This is a genomic window from Kribbella sp. NPDC048915 (assembly GCF_040649595.1).
Taxonomy (GTDB): domain Bacteria; phylum Actinomycetota; class Actinomycetes; order Propionibacteriales; family Kribbellaceae; genus Kribbella.
In genome coordinates this window covers 1-16,902 of record NZ_JBEZFT010000093.1, presented here as the reverse complement: position 1 = coordinate 16,902, position 16,902 = coordinate 1, and the positions used below count along the sequence as shown (strand labels likewise).

The window sequence follows — 16,902 nt, the reverse complement described above, 5'->3', positions numbered from 1 at the left end:
TGCCGTGGGCATGCAGCTCGCGCGCCCACGGCGGGTGCGGTCAGTCGAAGCTGGTTCCGAAGTGGTTCCGGAGGTGTTTGAGCGTCGCGTCGACGAAGGTGGTGGGCCACGCGTTGCCGGTGCGCTCGGCGAGGGCGGTGCCGCGGGTGATGAACTGACGGCAGATGTACTGGTTCGCCGCGATGATGTCGGCGGGGTCGGTGCCGGCGGCGGGGATCGCGTCGAGGGCAGCACGCTGCTCGTCCGAGAGGAGTGCATTGAGCCGCTTCGCCCCGCTGGTGCGCCGCACGCCGCGCTCGGCGAGCATCAGTGCGATGAGCTGTTCGAGGACCACGTCGATGCCCTGATGGGCGACGACGCGCTCGTCCCGCCCGAGCACCGTCACCAGGTTGCCGAGGAAGTAGAAGAAGCGGTTGACCGAGAGCTCCGGCCAGTACGGTTCGCCGGGTCGTCCGCCCTGGGCCGGGAGATCACCTTCCGGGAAGAGCGTTCCATCCCGATCGAACAGCACCCGCACCCCGTCGTACTGGAATCGGTCGAACGTCGTCAGTTGGTGGACGATCAAGTCGACGTGGATCCAGTCCGGGGTGATGCCGAGCCCGCCGATCATCCCCGGCAGCCGATCCGCTAGCACCGTCGGCCCGGCGAGCTCCCGCAGTACGTCGTCCCAGTGCGCCTCGAACCAGTCCGCGCTGTCGTCGGTCACCACGAGATGTACGTCGACGTCGCTGAACCGGTCGGCGGTGCCCGCGCCGTAGCTGCCGATCAGGTACACCCCCAGCACCCGGTCGTCGGCGGGCAGGATCTCGCTCGCCCGGGTGATCACAGCCTGCTGTCGCTCGTCCCCAGTCGCCACCCGAGCCACCCTAGGCCGTCGGCCCGGGACCGGGGGCAGGGAATTGTCCGCGGACGGCGCTAGGGTTGCCGCGTGGAAGCGCCCCTTGCCTTGTATCGCCGGTACCGCCCGGAGACCTTCTCGGAGGTGATCGGGCAGGAGCATGTCACGGCACCGCTGCGGAACGCGTTGAGCAACAACCGGGTGAATCACGCCTATCTGTTCTCCGGACCGCGCGGCTGTGGAAAAACGACCAGCGCACGGATCCTTGCGCGGGCCATCAACTGTGAGAAGGGCCCGATCGCCGAGCCGTGCGGTGTGTGCAAATCGTGCACCGACCTGGCCCGCGGCGGCCCCGGCAGCATCGACGTGATCGAGATCGACGCGGCGTCGCACGGTGGCGTCGACGACGCCCGTGACCTGCGCGAGCGCGCGTTCTTCGCGCCGGTCGAGAGTCGCTACAAGATCTACATCATCGACGAGGCGCACATGGTGACGACGCAGGGCTTCAACGCCCTGCTGAAGCTGGTCGAGGAGCCGCCGCCGCACCTCAAGTTCATCTTCGCCACCACCGAGCCCGACAAGGTCATCGGGACGATCCGGTCGCGGACGCACCACTACCCGTTCCGTCTCGTGCCGCCGAAGGTGCTGGCCGACTACATGGCGAGCCTGTGCGAATCCGAGGGCGTGGCGATCGAGCCTGCGGCGCTGCCGCTGGTCGTGCGGGCCGGCGCCGGTTCGGTGCGTGACTCGCTGAGCGTCCTCGACCAGCTGATCGGTGGTGCCGGTCCGGACGGCGTGACCTACGAGCTGGCAGTCGCGCTCCTCGGCTTCACACCGGACTCGCTGCTCGATGCTTGCGTGGACGGGTTCGCGGCGCACGACAGCGCTGCGGTGTTCGAGACGATCGAGAAGGTCATCGAGACAGGTCAGGACCCGAAGCGGTTCGCCGAGGACCTGCTGCGGCGGCTGCGCGACCTGGTCGTCCTGTCCGCCGTACCGACCGCAGTGACATCCGGTCTGATCGAGGCTGCCGACGACCAGGCCGAGCGCCTGCAGACCCAGGCCGCCGGCATCGGCGCCGCCGAGCTGACCAGGGCCGCGGACATCGTCGCGGCCGGACTGCTCGAGATGCGCGGTGCGACTGCGCCCCGGCTGCAGTTGGAGCTCATCTGCGCAAAGGTCCTCCTGCCCGGCGCCGACGACTCCACCAACGGCATCCAGGCCCGCCTCGACCGCATGGAACGCCGCCTCGCCATCGGAGTCCCCGGTGACTCGGGTGTCGGCGCGCCTGGCTCGGCTCAGGTTGGTCAGACGGGCGCTGGTACGGCGCACTCATCCGGCGCTGCGCCCTCGGGCCCAGGTGTCGCTGGTGGTGCTCCCGGAGCCGGTGTCGCGGGTGGTGGCGAGGCGAGTGCTGACAGCGGCGCTGGCAACGTAGGAGCCAGCGACGCAGTGGCTTCAGGCGCACCTGGTACGCCCGCTGCATCCGGCGCGCCTGGCAGTGACACTTCTGCAGGTTCCGTCGGCCGTGGTGCTGGCGGTGGTGCGCAGGGCGGCTCAGTCGGTGGGGCGCGTACGGGTTCCTGGGGTGACGAAGCCTCTGCGCCTGCCAGCTCGCCTGAGCCGGCCGGCCAGTCCGCGCAGGCCGGTCAGGCGGGTCCGTCGCCACAAACCGCCCAGGCCGGGCAGGCTGCACCGGTCGGGTCGGCCGGTGGCGCGGGTAGTGGTGGATCCATCGGGCTGGCTGACATCCGACGACTGTGGCCCGAAATCCTCGAGGCCGTGAAGAAGCAACGCCGGTTCGCCTGGATCATGCTCAGTCAGAACGCCCAGGTCATCGCGATCGACGACCAGACGCTGACCCTCGGCCTCGTGAACGCAGGCGCCCGAGAGAGCTTCGCCCGCTCCGGCAGTGACGAGATTCTCCGCCAGGCCCTGATCGACACCATCGGCGTCAACCGCCGGATCGAGGCAGTAGTAGACCCCTCGACCGACCCCGGCGCGGGCGGTACGCCCACAAGTCGCCCCGGCCCCCAGCCCAACGCCGGCCAACCTGGTGCTCCCGGCGGAGGCAGCCACAGCGCGCCCGGTGGAGCAGGCGCCACCGGCGGCTTCGGTGGCGCCGGCGGACCTGGCGGCGCAGCGGGATCGGGTGCACCCGGCGGCCCAGCTGCGGCCGGTGCAACAGGCGGACCCGGTGGCCCGAGCGGTGCCGGTGGGATCGGCGGCGCTGGTGCCTTTGATGAAGCGGGGCCGAGTGGCTACGCAGGGGCCGGCGGACCGGGGTCCGTCAGCGCTGGCGGCGGCGACTCTGCGGCCGGCCAGAACAGTTCGGGCACGGGTGACTTCGGCTCCGCAGTTGTAGGGGGCGCTGCAGGACCCGGTGGTGGATCAGCCGCAGGTGTCGGCGGCGCCGCAGGCGGAGCGAGCTCGAGCGGCGTTGACGTGGGTGCGCCGGGCGCGGGAGGGCTCGGTGGCCCGGGTGCGAGTGGCTCCGCCGGTAGTGCTGGCCCTGCGGGGTCCGCAGGTCCCACAAGTCCCACAGGTGGCGCGGCTGGTCAGGGCACTGGATCCGCAGGCGGCTTCGGTGCGCCTGCCGACCGTGCGGGCGCAGGTTCGAGCGGTGCGGGCGCCAACGGTGCTGGTGCCAACGGTGCTGGTGCCAACGGTGCTGGTGCCAACGGTGCTGCTGGTGTTGTGGGTGCTGGGCGTACGGGCGCTGGGCGTACGGGTGCGTGGGGAGATGGTTCCGGGGCATCGATCGCGTTGCAGGAGCCGCCGGACGAATACGAAGTACCGCCGGAAGACCCCTGGGACAGCAGCCCGGCCGCGCGCCGGCCAGCTGCGCAACAGCCAGCCACGCAACAGCCAGCGGCGCAACAGGCAGCCACGCAGCAGCCGGTGGACCGCCGCGAACGTGCCGCCAGCAAGCGCCGCGCAGCCGAGGCAGCCGTCGCCGCTGAGCAAGCCCGCCAGGCATCCGCGGCCGCGTCCGCCCCGGACACACCGCTGACCCCCGAAGAAGAAGCCGACGCGATCGGCGAGGACGACATGGTCCTGGAAGAGGATTCCCGTTCCCACACCGACCTCCTCCGAGAAACCCTCGGCGCCCAAATCATCACCGAAGAGCCCAACTGACCGAACCAACCCACCCAAGGACTCGACCACTCGACCACCCGGCCGCCCAGGTCCGCCCGAGCCGCCCCCCGCGCCCACCGTTGGCGGGCCTGTCCACCGGCCGCTGTCCGTTGAGCGCTGGGCCGACTGGGCGGATCGGGCGGATCGGGCGGATCGGGCGGATCGGGCGGATCGGCGAGCCCTGGTGCGTCGGCGTACGTCGGGTGTTGGGCTGCTCGGTGCCGACGTGTGTGGGGCGGTTGGGCACAGGGGGTCCACAGGTGGGTGGGGTGGGCGGCGTGGGGTATCCACATTTTCCACAGGGGTGTGGATAAGGTTGTCCACAAAGCTGTGGATAAGTATGGGGAGACCGAGCGGTTTCTGACGGGTGGGGCCGGTTGTCGGGGGAACCGGCTAGTGTGGTGTCTCCGGTGGATGTGGCGGGAACGCCGCGGCGCCGGAGGTGACGTTTGAGGCTCAGGGAAGCGGTTCGGACGAGGAGATCGCAGTGTTCGACGGTGGCGGTGCTGGGGGCTTCGACATGTCCAACCTGCTCGCGCAGGCGCAGGCCATGCAGAACCAGTTGATGGAGGCGCAGGCCGACCTGGAGAGTCAGGAGATCGAGGGGTCGGCCGGTGGTGGGCTGGTGACCGCGCTGGTGTCGGGGACGGGCGAGCTGCTCAGCCTGAACATCAAGCAGGAAGCCGTCGACCCGGACGACACCGAGACCCTGGCCGACCTGATCGTCGCCGCGGTCCGGGACGCCTCGGAGAATGCGAAGCAGGCCGCCGCGGCCGCGATGGGACCGCTGGCCGGTGGGTTGGGCGGCGCGTTCGGCGGTGGCGAGGCCGGCTTCCCAGGCTTCGGCGGTGGAGCCCAGTCGGCTCCCGCCGGCTTCGGCCTGCCGGGCACCCCGCCCGCGGTCGAGTCCGCAGACCCGGCTGAGTCCGCGCAGCCGGGCGAAGGCGAAGCAGGCACGGGCGAAGGCGACGGCTCCAAGCCGAGCGCGGAGCACCGTGGCGGTGTCGGGTTCGTGAACCCGGGAAACGCGGCCGGCGACCCCGGCCAGAACCCGGGCTGACGTGTACGAAGGGGCCGTTCAGGACCTCATCGACGAGCTGGGCCGGCTGCCCGGAGTGGGGCCGAAGTCCGCGCAGCGGATCGCGTTCCACCTGCTCGCGGCCGACGAGACCGACGTACGGCGACTCGCGCATGTGCTCGTGCAGGTGAAGGAGAAGGTCAAGTTCTGCGAGATCTGCGGCAATGTCGCGGAGGATGTGCAGTGCCGGATCTGCCGGGACCCGCGCCGCGACCTGAGCCTGATCTGTGTGGTCGAAGAGGCCAAGGACGTGGTCGCGATCGAGCGCACCCGTGAGTTCCGCGGCCGGTACCACGTGCTCGGCGGCGCGATCTCGCCGATCGAGGGCATCGGGCCGGACGAGTTGCGGATCAAGGAGCTCATGCAGCGGCTGGCCAGCGGCGAGGTGACCGAGATCATTCTCGCCACCGACCCGAACCTGGAAGGCGAGGCGACCGCGACCTACCTGAGCCGACTGCTGCGGCCTATGGGGTTGCGCGTCACCCGATTGGCTAGTGGACTTCCAGTAGGCGGTGACCTCGAGTACGCCGACGAGGTTACTCTCGGACGGGCGTTTGAAGGGCGACGATCGATCGATGACTGAACCAACAGATATTGCGGAACGTGCTTTGGCGACCGACAGCGAAGACCTCGCCGAGTTCGCCGAGCAGATCGCCGACCAGGTCCGGAGCTTCCTGATCTCGGTGCGCGACATCGCCGCGCAACCGGACGAGGACGGGGTCGACGAGGGGCTTGCCTCGCTGCCGTACCTGCTGCTCGAGGTCAGCCAACTGCTGCTGGCCGGCGGCCGGCTGGGCGCGTTCGAGGACTTCGTGCCGGAGGAGCGCTTCGAGAGCGACGCCGGCCCGGACCCGGACCTGGACGCGATGCGCGCTCGGCTCGCGGTGCTGTTCGAGGGCCTGGACGAGTACGCCGAGGTTTTCGACCCTTACGCCGCGCCGCCGGAGATCACCGTCAACCGGCTCTCCGACGACCTCACCGCGATCGCGACCGACCTGGTGCACGGCCTCGCGCACTACGAGGAAGGCCGCATTCTCGAGGCGCTCTGGTGGTGGCAGTTCTCGTACGTGTCCACCTGGGGTGCCGCCGCAAGCGCGGTCCTGCGGGCGATCCAGTCGCTGATTGCGCACGACCGGCTCGAGCCGGCGCACGACGCCGAGACCGAGGCGACCGACCGGGAACTTGTCGAGGTTGCCGAAGAGGTCGTGCAGCGCCGCTGACGCGATGTCCGTTCTCGACCTGGTACGGCGGCTGCCCGAGCCGGCCGTCGTACGGCGGGTCAGCCGCGCGCTCGCCGTACTCGATCTGGTCCTGAACGAGGACGAGACGACCAGGTGCTACCAGTTCGACGCGCGCTGGTCCGACACCGAGGAAGCCGCGCTGATGCGGGACGGGTCGGGGAACGAGTACTCGATCGTGTTCTCGCCGGACGGCGTGTTCGCGTACGGGTTCGACCACGAGTCGCCGATCTCGCCGTACATGCATCAGATGACCACGTGGCCCGGGCTGCTGGACGGTGTACCTGCGGTGTTTCACGCGCAGCGTGACGACAAGGCGTTCTGGGACGAGGTGCCGCGGGCGACGGTGTGCTTCTGGCGTACGACGGAGGACACCGGCTGGCGATGCGGTCCGGTGCAGAACGTCGAGGCCGACGGGGCGGACTGGTTGTTCGAGCTCGTGGCGGACGGGCGGCCCGAGGCGTACCTGACGTTTGCCGAGGAGTACTACGAGCGGGCGCTGGAGCTCGAGGCGATCCGGCACGTGTACGCGTTGATGCCGTTGACCGAGTACGTCGTCACGTCGCTCAATCCGCGGCGGCAGTTGCGCGATCTGAAGGAAGGGATCGCCGAGATCGGTTACCCACGATCCTGAAGGGCGTTAGCGTGACGCCCGATGACAACTCAGCAGGATCCGGCGGCGGTCGGACCGTTCGCGATCCAGGGGCGGCTCGGCCGTGGGGCGATGGGCGCGGTGTACCTCGCGCGGTCGCCGGGCGGGCGGCTGGTTGCGGTGAAGGTGGTCCGCGACGAACTGGCCGGTGACTCGGGGTTCCGGACGCGGTTCGCGCGCGAGATCGACGCGGCGCGGCGGGTGAGCGGAGCGTTCACGGCGGCGGTGGTCGACGCCGATCCGTCGGCGGATCCGCCCTGGTTGGCGACCGAGTACTTGCCGGGACCCACGCTGGAGAAGGCGATCTCGACGTCTGGGCCGCTGGCTGCCGGCGCTGTGCGGTCGTTGGCGGGCGGGTTGGCCGAGGCGTTGGCCGCGATTCATGCGAGCGGTCTGGTACATCGGGATCTGAAGCCGTCGAACATCGTGCTGAGTGGCAACGGTCCGCGAGTGATCGACTTTGGGATCGCGCGGGCGCTCGAGGAGGCAAGCCTCACCGCTACCAGGATGGTGGTCGGTACGCCGGGGTACTTGTCGCCGGAGCAGATCACCGGTGGCGCCGTGGGGCCGGCGAGTGACGTGTTCGCGCTGGGTGCGGTGCTCGTGTTCGCCGCTTCCGGGCGCGGGCCGTTCGCTTCGGGGAGTCCGGCGTCGTTGCTGCATCGGGTGGTGAACGAGCCGCCGTACCTCCCCTCACTGCCCGCGCCGCTGCACGACGTCGTACGCCGTTGCCTCACCGCTGACCCAACGCAACGGCCAAGTCCGTCCGAGATCCTTCAGATCCTTGGGCCTGCGAATCCGCCGACCCTGCTCCTTCCGCCCACAACCACCCTCCCGGCCCCCACCAAGCTCCTGCCCCCAGAACCCGGCCGTCGGTCGGCGGAGGTACCGCCCGGGGTGGGGATCGGCGAGGTGCCGCCCGGTGCCGGTTTCGGGTCGGGGTCGTCGGGGTCGGGTCTTGGGCACGGACCGGGTGGGGTGGCGAACTCGCGGATGCCGGTCGGCGCGGACGGTGGGGACCCGCCGGCTGGGTCGGGCGCTGGAAAGGTGCCACCGGGTGGTGAGTTTGGCTGGGCGCCGGCGGTATCGGGTTCTGCGCAGCAGGTAGCGCCTGGGATGGGGTTTGGGCCGGTAGCGCCTGGTGCGGGACTTGGGCCGGTAGCTCCTGGTCACGGAGTTTGGGGTGGCTCGGGTGGGGCGGTGTTTGTTACCTCGCGGGGACGGTCGTTGGTGGGGGCTTTGGTTTGTACGGCGTTGTGGTTGGGGTTCATGCCGGTGGACCCGCAGGTGAAGGCGATGCATCCGGTGTTGTCGAGCTTGTCCGCGGTGGCCTCGCTGGTGTTTCTGTGGTTCGCGGTCCGGTACTGGATCTTGGCGTTGCGGCCCAAGGTTGTGCTGCGATTGTCGGTGGAGGGGGTGACGGTCGAGCGGGCCGGGCGGCGGGCGACGGTGCCGTGGTACGGCGTGACGCGAGTGCGGATCGGTGGGGAGCGGAAGCGGCCGTGGTTGGTTGCGTGGCTCGAGCCGCAGTACCAGAACCAGTTGCCGGTTTCACGCAAGCACCACGGCGGACTGCGGCTGTACCCGATCGGGCACGGCGCGTCCGAGAAGCGTCGACGGCTGCAGGGGAACGAACTCCACGCCGCCCTCAACTGGTACGCCGGTCCCCGCTACGACCGGTCGTACTAGCCCACCAGCCTGCCTGCGACGGTGCAGGTCAGTCCGGGAGCATGGGCATTTCCAGGCCGGGGGATTTGCCCAGCAGGATGCCTCGGGTGATGGCGTTGGTGCCGAACTTGTCCTTGACCTGGTCGAGGGCGGTGTCGAGCTCGTTGTTGGCGGCCTTGTCGAAGGGCAGGGCCAGCTGCAGGGCGGCCTCGTTCTCCAGGTTGCCGACGGAGATGCCGATCATCGTCAGGCCCTGGGCGGCGATCAGTGGTTGTGCGGCCCGCAGCAGCGCCCGCGCGGTGATCAGGATCGCCCGTGTCTGATCAGTTGCCTGGGGCAACGTGTGGGACCGGGTCGCCCGGGTGAAGTCGTCGAAGCGCAATCGCAGCGTCACCGTGCGGCCCGAGCGACCGGCCGAGCGCATCCGGCGGGTGACGCGGTCGACCAGCCCGGCGAGCACCGCGTCCAGCGTCGCCGGTGACTTCGGTGAACGCCCGAGCGCCCGCTGCGATCCGATCGACCGTCGCCGGCGCCCGGCCTCGATCGGTCGCGGGTCGCGGTTGTGGGCGAGCGCGTGCAGATGCCGGCCGGACGCCCGGCCGAGCATCGCGATCAGCGCACCTTCCGGCAACTGCGCGACGTCTCCGACCTTGGTCAGCCCACGCGACCGCAGCTTCTCCGCCGTCACCGCGCCCACGCCCCACAGCCGCGACACATCGAGCGGATGCAGGAAGTCGAGCTCCCGGTCCGGCGCCACCTCGAGCAACCCGTACGGCTTGGCGACACCGCTCGCCACCTTCGCCAGGAACTTCGTCCGCGCCACCCCGACCGTGATCGGCAATCCGACCCGGGACATCACCTCGGCCCGCAACCGGGTCGCGATCTGGATCGGCGTACCGCGGATCTTCCGCAGACCGCCCACATCGAGGAACGCCTCGTCGATCGACAGCCCCTCGACCAGCGGCGTGGTGTCCTCGAACACCTGGAAAACCGCCTTGCTCGCCGCGGAGTACGCCGACATCCGCGGCTCGACCACGATCGCACCGGGGCAACGGCGTAACGCGTCCCGCCCGCTCATCGCCGTACGGACGCCGTAGGCCTTCGCCTCGTAACTGCAGGCCAGCACCACGCCGGCACCGACGATCACCGGACGGCCGCGCAGGCGCGGGTCGTCCCGCTGCTCGACCGACGCGTAGAACGCGTCCAGGTCGGCATGCAGGATGGTCGCCGCCCGCAGCTCGGACACGAACACATGTTCGCATAAACTGCCGACAAAACCAGAGGGCAAACTCGGGCGCGAGTCCGGATAGGGAAAATTCCCGACGCGCGACCGGCGATGTCAGGAAAGAATGGTCCTCATGGACCTGACGGCGTATCGCGATCTGTGGAAGTCCGAGGGCGTGATGGCGTTGCTCGCCTCAGCGCTGATCGCGCGATTGCCGGTGCTGGCGACGATGGTCCCGCTGGCGTTCCTCGCCAAGGACGCCGCCGGCAACTTCGGCTGGGCAGGCGTGGTGGCGGGCGCGTACTCGATCGGTACGGCGATCGCGAGCGTCGTCTGGTCTCGGATGGCGGACCGTCGTGGTGCGCGCAACGTTGTGATCGTGACCGGCATGGCCTGGGGCGCCTCGATGGCGGTCGTCGCGCTGCTGCCGGACAGTTGGTACCGCCTGCTCCCGGTCGCCGCTCTGGTGGCCGGCGGCTTCGTGTCGCCGGTGACGTCGGCACTCCGGGCCAACTGGCCGCGCCTCGTGCACGGATCACGGCTGCGGGCCGTCTACTCGCTGGACGCGACGGCGATGGAGTTTTTGTTCGTCATCGGCCCGATGACCGGCGCGGTGATCGTGAGCTTCGCCAGCCCGCGCGCGGGTCTGCTGGTCTGCGCGGTGGCGGCGGCGGCCAGCATCTGGTGGTTCGGGCTCAACCAGTGCCCCGGTGTCGTGCACGACGAGCACGCCGAGCCGCGGCCGACCGCCCGTCAGCTCCTGTTCCACGAGCACCGGACGCCGTTGTTGTTCGCGTGGGCCTGCCTGGTGATGGCCTTCGCGGCGATGTCCCTCGGGATGGTCGCGGTCGCCGACCATCACGGGGACCGGCTGATCGCGGGCATCCTCGAGATGGTCGCCGCGATCGGCAGCGTGATCGGCGGCATCGTCAACGGCGCGCTGCCCGGCGGCCGCGCCTCCTACGTGTGGCGGCGGATGCTCGCGCTGACCGTCCTGGTCGCGGCCTGCGTGTTCGCCACCTCGTCGGTGGTCGCGCTCGCGATCGTGATGTTCGCGGCCGGCCTGTCGATCGCGCCGACGATCGCCGCCTTGTACGAGCGGATCGGCGACATGACGCCGCGGAGCGCGCACGCCGAGATCTTCGGGTGGGCGCAGAGTGGCGGCATGGTCGGGTCCGCGGTCGGCTCCGCCGTGGCGGGTGCCGCGGTCGAGACGTTCGGTGTGGCCTACGCGTGGGTCCTGGCCGCAGGCCTCGCCGGGCTCGCGACCTTGACCCTGCTGCGGGTCCCGCCCCATCGGCCGGTCGACACCAATGCGGCCGCGGGCGCAGCCGTCGCGGCGTAGCGCATCCGGTAGTTCGCCTCGAGGACTCCGCCGTCCCGCGCGCACATCGAGATCAGCTGCAGCTGCCGCCGGTCCAGCAGCGTTCCGCGGCTCGCTGCGACCGGGTGGATCAGCAAGGAGAACTCGTCGACCAGGCGCCACCGCAGCAGCGAGCGCATCAAGGTCAGGCTGCCGATGACGTGCAGGTCCTCGCCCGGGACGGACTTCAGCGCGGTCAGCACCCGGCGCGTGTCGCCGTGCAGCAGTTCGGCGTCGGCGCCGGCTCGGACGACGGGCCGCGATCCGACGACGAGATTCCGGGTGTCCTCGAGTCCGCCGAGCGTACCGGCGTACCGCTCGAACGTACGGCGACCGAACAGCAGCGTCCCGCCCGCGGAGACCAGTTGCGCCAGTGATGTCCGCGCCAGCCACTGCTCCGGGTGCTCGACGATGCCGTCCTCGGACATGCACAACCTGACCACGATGTTTCGCATACCAACTCCGATGCCGGTAACAACGCGAAGGTTATGAGCGGCGGCCGCGCTTCAGCTCGGTCTCGAGGGCGTCGAGCCGATTCGTCCAGAACCGGCGGTACCGGTCCAGCCAGGTGTCGATCTCGCGCAGCGGTTCGGGGTCCACGGCGTACAGGCGGCGGGTGCCGTCGACGGTGACGGTGGCGAAGCCGTTGTCGCGCAGGACGCGCAGGTGCTGCGACACCGCCGGCTGACTGATGCCGAACTCCGCGCCGATGGTGCCGGCGATGCTGCCGGCCGGGAGCTCCCCGTCGGCGAGCAGCTCCAGGATCCGGCGCCGGACCGGATCGCCGAGAATGTCGAACGCGTGCACGCCGGTGATTATTTCAGTCCTCGCTTATATGGACAAGTACCGAACGGTTTCCGGTCTCGGCGGGCGCCGGCCGGGGAACCTCCCGGCCGCGTCGCGTTCCGCCGGACGGTCCGCCCGGCTACTGGTCAGCCGGTAGGCAACGGTGAGGTCACGGCTAGAATGAGGCGATCGACTACGCCTGGTGCAACGCGGCACGGCGTACCGCAACCAGTGGTTTGAGGAGACACACCTGTGGGACGCGTCGTACACAAGTACGGCGGTTCTTCGGTCGCCGACGCCGAGTGCATCAAGCGTGTGGCCCAACGGATCGTCGCGACGAAGAAGGCCGGGAACGACGTGGTGGTCGTCATCTCTGCGATGGGCGACACCACCGACGAACTGATGGACCTGGCCCAACAGGTCTCGCCGCTGCCGCCACCGCGTGAACTCGACATGCTGCTCACCTCGGGTGAGCGGATCTCGGCCGCCCTGTTGGCGATGGCGATCGCGAACCTGGGCTACGAGGCGCGCAGCTTCACCGGCTCGCAGGCCGGCGTGATCACCACGTCGGCGCACGGCAACGCGCGGATCATCGACATCACGCCGGGCCGGATCGAGGAAGCGCTCGGCGAGGGCCACATCGCGATCGTGGCCGGTTTCCAGGGCGTCGCCCAGGACACCAAGGACATCACCACGATGGGCCGTGGCGCCTCCGACACCACGGCGGTCGCGCTGGCCGCGTCGCTCGAGGCGGACTACTGCGAGATCTACACCGACGTCGACGGCATCTTCACCGCCGACCCGCGGATCGTGCCGGCCGCCCAGCAGATCCCGAAGATCTCCTACGAGGAGATGCTCGAGATGGCCGCCTGCGGCGCGAAGGTGCTGCACCTGCGCTGCGTCGAGTACGCGCGGCGTTACAACGTCCCCGTCCACGTGCGTTCCTCCTTCTCGCAGAAGGAAGGCACCTGGGTCGTCGATGCGAAGGAACTGGATTCAATGGAACAGGCGATCATCTCCGGCGTCGTACAGGACCGCGGCGAAGCCAAGATCACGGTGGTCGGCGTGCCCGACAAGCCGGGTGAGGCGGCCCGGATCTTCGAGACGGTCGCCGGCGCCGACACCAACATCGACATGATCGTCCAGAACGTGTCGGCCGTTGCCACGAACCGCACCGACATCTCGTTCACGCTGCCGCGCGCCGACGGCGCCCGGGCGATGTCCGCGCTGGCGCGGATGAAGGACGAGGTCGGCTACGAGCAGTTGCTGTACGACGACCAGATCGGCAAGGTCTCGGTGGTCGGCGTCGGAATGCGCTCGCACCCGGGCGTATCGGCGAAGTTCTTCTCCGCACTCGCCGACGCCGGCGTGAACATCGAGATGATCTCCACCTCGGAGATCCGGATCTCGGTGGTCGTGGACGAGAACCTGGTGGATGCTGCCGTGACCGCGGCGCACACCGCATTCGATCTGGACGACGAGCAGACCCAAGCTGTCGTGTACGGAGGAACGGGACGGTGACCCCTGTGAGCGCAGTGGAGAACACGATCGAGGACCGGACGGGCCTGCCGTCCCTGGCGGTGGTCGGCGCGACCGGAGCCGTCGGGTCGGTGATGTTGACCCTGCTCTCGACCAGGCAGAACGTCTGGGGCGAGATCCGGCTGATCGCCTCCGAGCGCTCCGCGGGCAAGCAGTTGGTCGTTCGCGGCGAGCAGGTCGAGGTGATCGCGCTCAGCGAGGACGCCTTCGACGGCATCGACGTCGCGATGTTCGACGTACCCGACGAGGTGTCCGCGCACTGGGCGCCGATCGCGGCCGCCAAGGGCGCTGTCGTGGTGGACAACTCCGGTGCGTTCCGGATGGACCCCGACGTACCGCTGGTGGTTCCGGAGGTGAACGCCGAAGCCGCGCGGAACCGGCCGAAGGGCATCATCGCCAACCCGAACTGCACGACCCTGTCGATGATCGTCGCGATGGGCGCGCTGCACCACCGTTACGAGCTCGAGCAGCTGGTCGTCGCGTCGTACCAGGCCGCGTCGGGCGCCGGGCAGTCCGGTATCGACGCGCTGTACGACCAGCTCACGAAGGTCGCCGGCAACCGCGAGCTCGGGAGTACCCCGGGTGACGTCCGGCGCGTGGTCGGCAACGACCTCGGCCCGTTCCCGGCGCCGCTCGCGCTGAACGTCGTACCCTGGGCCGGCTCGCTCAAGGACGACGGCTGGTCGTCGGAGGAGCTGAAGGTCCGCAACGAGTCCCGCAAGATCCTCGGCCTGCCGGACCTGAAGGTGTCCGCGACGTGCGTGCGGGTCCCGGTCGTCACCACGCACTCGCTGTCGGTGCACGCGCGGTTCGTGCAGGAGGTCGACGCGGACGAGGCGCGGGAGGTACTGCGGGACGCTCCGGGCGTGCTGCTGTTCGACAACCCGGCGGAGGGCGAGTTCCCGACGCCGGCGGACGTGGTCGGCACCGACCCGACCTGGGTCGGCCGGATCCGCAAGTCGCTCGACGACCCGTTCGCGCTCGAGCTGTTCGTCTGCGGCGACAACCTGCGCAAGGGCGCCGCGCTCAACACCGCGCAGATCGCCGAGGTCGTGGCCAAGGAGTTCATCCCCGCCCAGGCCTGACGCGCGACCTGAGAACCAAAGCGAACAGCCGACCCCGCCCTCCGCGGGCCCAAGGCGTCACCCGCGACGCCCCGGCCCCTTGGAGGGCGGTTCGCTTCTTCGTGTGCGCCACCAACCCGGTGGTGCGGCGGCCCGACGATGGGTTGACCCACGCTGTTGGGGGTTCCTCACCCTTCGTACGGGTTGGGAACCCACCACACGGTGGGTGAACCCGTCGTGTTGGTACGGGCCCGGGTGGACTCCACACACCCCACGCTCACCGGGCACCGCACAACGGTGCTTGCCTCCTGGAGTGGAGGGTTGCCCACTGGAGCGGAGGGTTGCCCCCGAAGTCCAGGGTTGCCCACTCAAATGGAGGGTTGCCCCCGAAGTGGAGGGTTGCCCCCGAAGTGGAGGGTTGCCCCCGAAGTGGAGGGTTGCCCCCGAAGTGGAGGGTTGCCCACTGAAATGGAGGGCTGCCCCCTGGAATTTTGAAGGGGCAACCCTTCAGTTGAGGGGTTGCCCCTTCGACTGGAGGGTTGGTACGGCGGGGTGTGGTCATGCGACGGGTCGGCGTTCTTCCCCGGTGGGGCGCGCGTATCCGAAGGTGGGTTCACCCACGGTGTTGTGGGTTTCTGACCCTTCACACGGGTTGGGAACCCACAACGCGGTGGGTGAACCCACGGTGTGGCATCGGGCTCGGGCGTGGGGATGGCGCGTCGGGATCGGGAGCCGGCTCGGGCGTGGGGATCGGGCGTGGGGATCGGGCGTGGGGTTCTGGGGTGAGGTCGGGGGCGGGCGTGAGTGGGCCCGCGCACCGGCGTTCGGTGTGCGGGCCCGGTGCGGTTTACAGCCAGTTTTCGCGGGCGGCGTGGAGGGCGAGCTGGAAGCGGGTGCTGGCGCCGGTGCGGTTCATCAGGCGTTCCAGGTAGCGGAAGAACGTCCGGCGGCTGATGCCCAGCGTGCGGGCGATGGTGTCGTCGGCGGCGCCGGTGGCCAGCAGCGCGAGCAGGCGGCGCTCGATCGGCTCCAGGCGGTCGTCCTCGGCGCCGACGGACGCGTGCAGCGGGAGCGCGTTGCGCCAGCAGAGCTCGAACATGCCGATCAGTGCGGTCAGCAGGCTGCTCGGGCGGATGATCAGCAGCGACCGGTTCACCTCGGTGTCACGGGCCGACATCGACACGAACGCGATCGCGCCGTCGATGATCGTCAGCTTCGCCGGTACGTCGGGCAGTACCCGCGCCTGCTCGCCGGCCTCCACGCACGGCAGGATGTTCTCGGTCAGGTACCCGGGCACCTCGACGGATTCCGGCGAGTACACGACCCGGTACGAGACGCCCCGACGGAGCTGGTCGATCTCCTCCTGGTTCGGGCCGCCGATGTAGTACGGCGGGGAGTCGATCGCGAGGATCTCGCGCTGCACACCGCTCTTGATCTGGTGGATCCGCTCGACGATCGCGCTACCGGTGACCACCTCGATCAGGTGCGCGGTCGACTCGTTGTGCACGGTACGGCGGAACTCGTCGTACGCGTTCAGGACCTCGATGCGGGCCTGTTTGAGCTCGGACTCGCGGCGTAGCGTCATCGCCTCGAGGCCCGCGTCCGGTGGGACCGGCAGGTACCGGGAGTGGTCGGAGCCGGACCGCCGCGCCAGGCCGGCCTGCACCAGGCCGCCGAGGGCGCTGTCGATGGAACGCTCCAGGCCGGGGACCGCGGCGCCCAGTTCGGTCACCGACGACGGGCCGGTCCGCAGCAGGTGCTGATAGACCTTGATCTCGTCGTCGTTGAGCCCGAGCACCCGCAGATGCCCGACACGCTCCGTGTCCGTCGTGCTCACGACGTCGCCCTCCCTTCCGACTGCTGTCACCGTCCGCAACCTTCCGTCCAGATTAGACACGGCGTTCCAGCCGCGTCGGCACGCTCGGTGCCGACGCGTAAGCACGCAGCGATATTTGTTGTCCTGTCAGCATTCTTGTGCCGTGTCACCATCTGGCCACCATTTCCGCACAGTCGTGAGCGAGAATTGAGGTCCAGCAGCCCGGCGACGGACCACCTGAGCGCCGCCGGGCTGCTGTTCCAATTCTGACCCGTGTCGGCTGCCTCGTCAGCGGAAGCCGTTTCGGTTGGGTCTCGATCCCGGCGCATCGGTGCCCTAGTACGGCAGCCGGACTTCGTGATGTTCATGCTGTGAGGGCTTGTCGGCGCTGGTAGTGGCTGCTTCGGGCGCGGTGTTGGTGTCGGCGTCGCCAGGTGGACCAGTGCAGCCGGTGTCGCAGGTCGCGTATCGGTTCGGCGAGGAAGGTGTTGAACAGG

Annotated in this window: 14 protein-coding genes; 9 read left to right on the top strand and 5 right to left on the bottom strand. The window is 69.6% G+C overall.

Annotated elements, in window-relative coordinates; translation table 11 throughout:
• Nucleotides 1-40: 40 nt before the first annotated feature.
• Nucleotides 41-856 carry a nucleotidyltransferase domain-containing protein gene (locus tag AB0B82_RS30900; RefSeq protein ID WP_360176486.1) on the bottom strand — a complete coding sequence of 272 codons (816 nt, stop codon included), beginning with the start codon at nt 854-856 and terminating at the stop codon, nt 41-43.
• Nucleotides 857-928: 72 nt separating this feature from the next.
• On the opposite strand from AB0B82_RS30900, the gene AB0B82_RS30895 reads away from it, so the two are divergent.
• The 6 genes from AB0B82_RS30895 to AB0B82_RS30870 all read left to right on the top strand — a co-directional run bounded on the left by AB0B82_RS30895 (nt 929) and on the right by AB0B82_RS30870 (nt 8,633).
• On the top strand, nt 929-3,976 hold the full coding sequence (locus tag AB0B82_RS30895; RefSeq protein ID WP_360176483.1) for a DNA polymerase III subunit gamma and tau: 3,048 nt from the start codon (nt 929-931) through the stop codon (nt 3,974-3,976).
• 442 nt (nt 3,977-4,418) lie between these two features.
• On the top strand, nt 4,419-5,036 hold the full coding sequence (locus AB0B82_RS30890; protein WP_360176480.1) for a YbaB/EbfC family nucleoid-associated protein: 618 nt from the start codon (nt 4,419-4,421) through the stop codon (nt 5,034-5,036).
• 1 nt (nt 5,037) lies between these two features.
• Complete coding sequence (gene recR / locus AB0B82_RS30885; RefSeq protein ID WP_355700982.1) at nt 5,038-5,637, top strand: recombination mediator RecR; 600 nt, start codon at nt 5,038-5,040, stop codon at nt 5,635-5,637.
• Nucleotides 5,630-6,274, top strand: coding sequence for a DUF5063 domain-containing protein (locus tag AB0B82_RS30880; protein ID WP_360176477.1), 645 nt, complete (start codon nt 5,630-5,632; stop codon nt 6,272-6,274). The genes recR and AB0B82_RS30880 overlap by 8 nt, the downstream gene beginning before the upstream one ends.
• A gap of 4 nt (nt 6,275-6,278) precedes the next feature.
• Nucleotides 6,279-6,926, top strand: a complete 648-nt coding sequence (locus AB0B82_RS30875; protein WP_360176474.1) for a hypothetical protein — start codon at nt 6,279-6,281, stop codon at nt 6,924-6,926.
• A 21-nt stretch (nt 6,927-6,947) separates the two neighbouring features.
• The gene (locus AB0B82_RS30870) at nt 6,948-8,633 is read left to right on the top strand and encodes a serine/threonine-protein kinase (protein WP_360176471.1); all 1,686 of its coding nucleotides are present in this window, start codon (nt 6,948-6,950) and stop codon (nt 8,631-8,633) included.
• Nucleotides 8,634-8,661: 28 nt separating this feature from the next.
• Here the strand turns inward: AB0B82_RS30870 and dinB are convergent, their stop codons facing one another.
• Entirely contained in the window at nt 8,662-9,858 is a 1,197-nt protein-coding gene (dinB, locus tag AB0B82_RS30865; RefSeq protein ID WP_360176468.1) for a DNA polymerase IV, read from the bottom strand.
• 112 nt (nt 9,859-9,970) lie between these two features.
• On the opposite strand from dinB, the gene AB0B82_RS30860 reads away from it, so the two are divergent.
• A complete protein-coding gene (locus AB0B82_RS30860) occupies nt 9,971-11,182 on the top strand; it encodes an MFS transporter (protein WP_360176465.1) in 1,212 nt (403 codons plus the stop codon).
• Here the strand turns inward: AB0B82_RS30860 and AB0B82_RS30855 are convergent.
• Together AB0B82_RS30855 and AB0B82_RS30850 are read right to left on the bottom strand one after the other, a co-directional pair.
• Nucleotides 11,065-11,655: a dihydrofolate reductase family protein gene (locus AB0B82_RS30855; RefSeq protein WP_360176462.1), complete on the bottom strand. Its 591-nt coding sequence runs from the start codon at nt 11,653-11,655 to the stop codon at nt 11,065-11,067. The two genes, AB0B82_RS30860 and AB0B82_RS30855, sit on opposite strands and share 118 nt — an antisense overlap.
• 31 nt (nt 11,656-11,686) lie before the next feature.
• Complete coding sequence (locus AB0B82_RS30850; RefSeq protein ID WP_360176459.1) at nt 11,687-12,007, bottom strand: metalloregulator ArsR/SmtB family transcription factor; 321 nt, start codon at nt 12,005-12,007, stop codon at nt 11,687-11,689.
• A 231-nt stretch (nt 12,008-12,238) separates the two neighbouring features.
• On the opposite strand from AB0B82_RS30850, the gene AB0B82_RS30845 reads away from it, so the two are divergent.
• Complete coding sequence (locus AB0B82_RS30845; protein WP_360176456.1) at nt 12,239-13,507, top strand: aspartate kinase; 1,269 nt, start codon at nt 12,239-12,241, stop codon at nt 13,505-13,507.
• A complete protein-coding gene (locus AB0B82_RS30840; RefSeq protein WP_360176453.1) occupies nt 13,504-14,610 on the top strand; it encodes an aspartate-semialdehyde dehydrogenase in 1,107 nt (368 codons plus the stop codon). The genes AB0B82_RS30845 and AB0B82_RS30840 overlap by 4 nt, the downstream gene beginning before the upstream one ends.
• An 826-nt stretch (nt 14,611-15,436) precedes the next feature.
• On the opposite strand, the gene AB0B82_RS30835 is transcribed toward AB0B82_RS30840, so the two are convergent.
• A complete protein-coding gene (locus AB0B82_RS30835; protein ID WP_360176450.1) occupies nt 15,437-16,426 on the bottom strand; it encodes a helix-turn-helix domain-containing protein in 990 nt (329 codons plus the stop codon).
• Between the last annotated feature and the right edge of the window lie 476 nt (nt 16,427-16,902).

Bases quoted from the DNA above. Each gene is read 5' to 3' on its own strand.
- AB0B82_RS30880 (WP_360176477.1), top strand. From the start codon at position 5,630: ATGACTGAACCAACAGATATTGCGGAACGTGCTTTGGCGACCGACAGC.
- AB0B82_RS30875 (WP_360176474.1), top strand. From the start codon at position 6,279: ATGTCCGTTCTCGACCTGGTACGGCGGCTGCCCGAGCCGGCCGTCGTA.
- AB0B82_RS30870 (WP_360176471.1), top strand. From the start codon at position 6,948: ATGACAACTCAGCAGGATCCGGCGGCGGTCGGACCGTTCGCGATCCAG.
- AB0B82_RS30860 (WP_360176465.1), top strand. From the start codon at position 9,971: ATGGACCTGACGGCGTATCGCGATCTGTGGAAGTCCGAGGGCGTGATG.
- AB0B82_RS30855 (WP_360176462.1), bottom strand. From the start codon at position 11,655: ATGCGAAACATCGTGGTCAGGTTGTGCATGTCCGAGGACGGCATCGTC.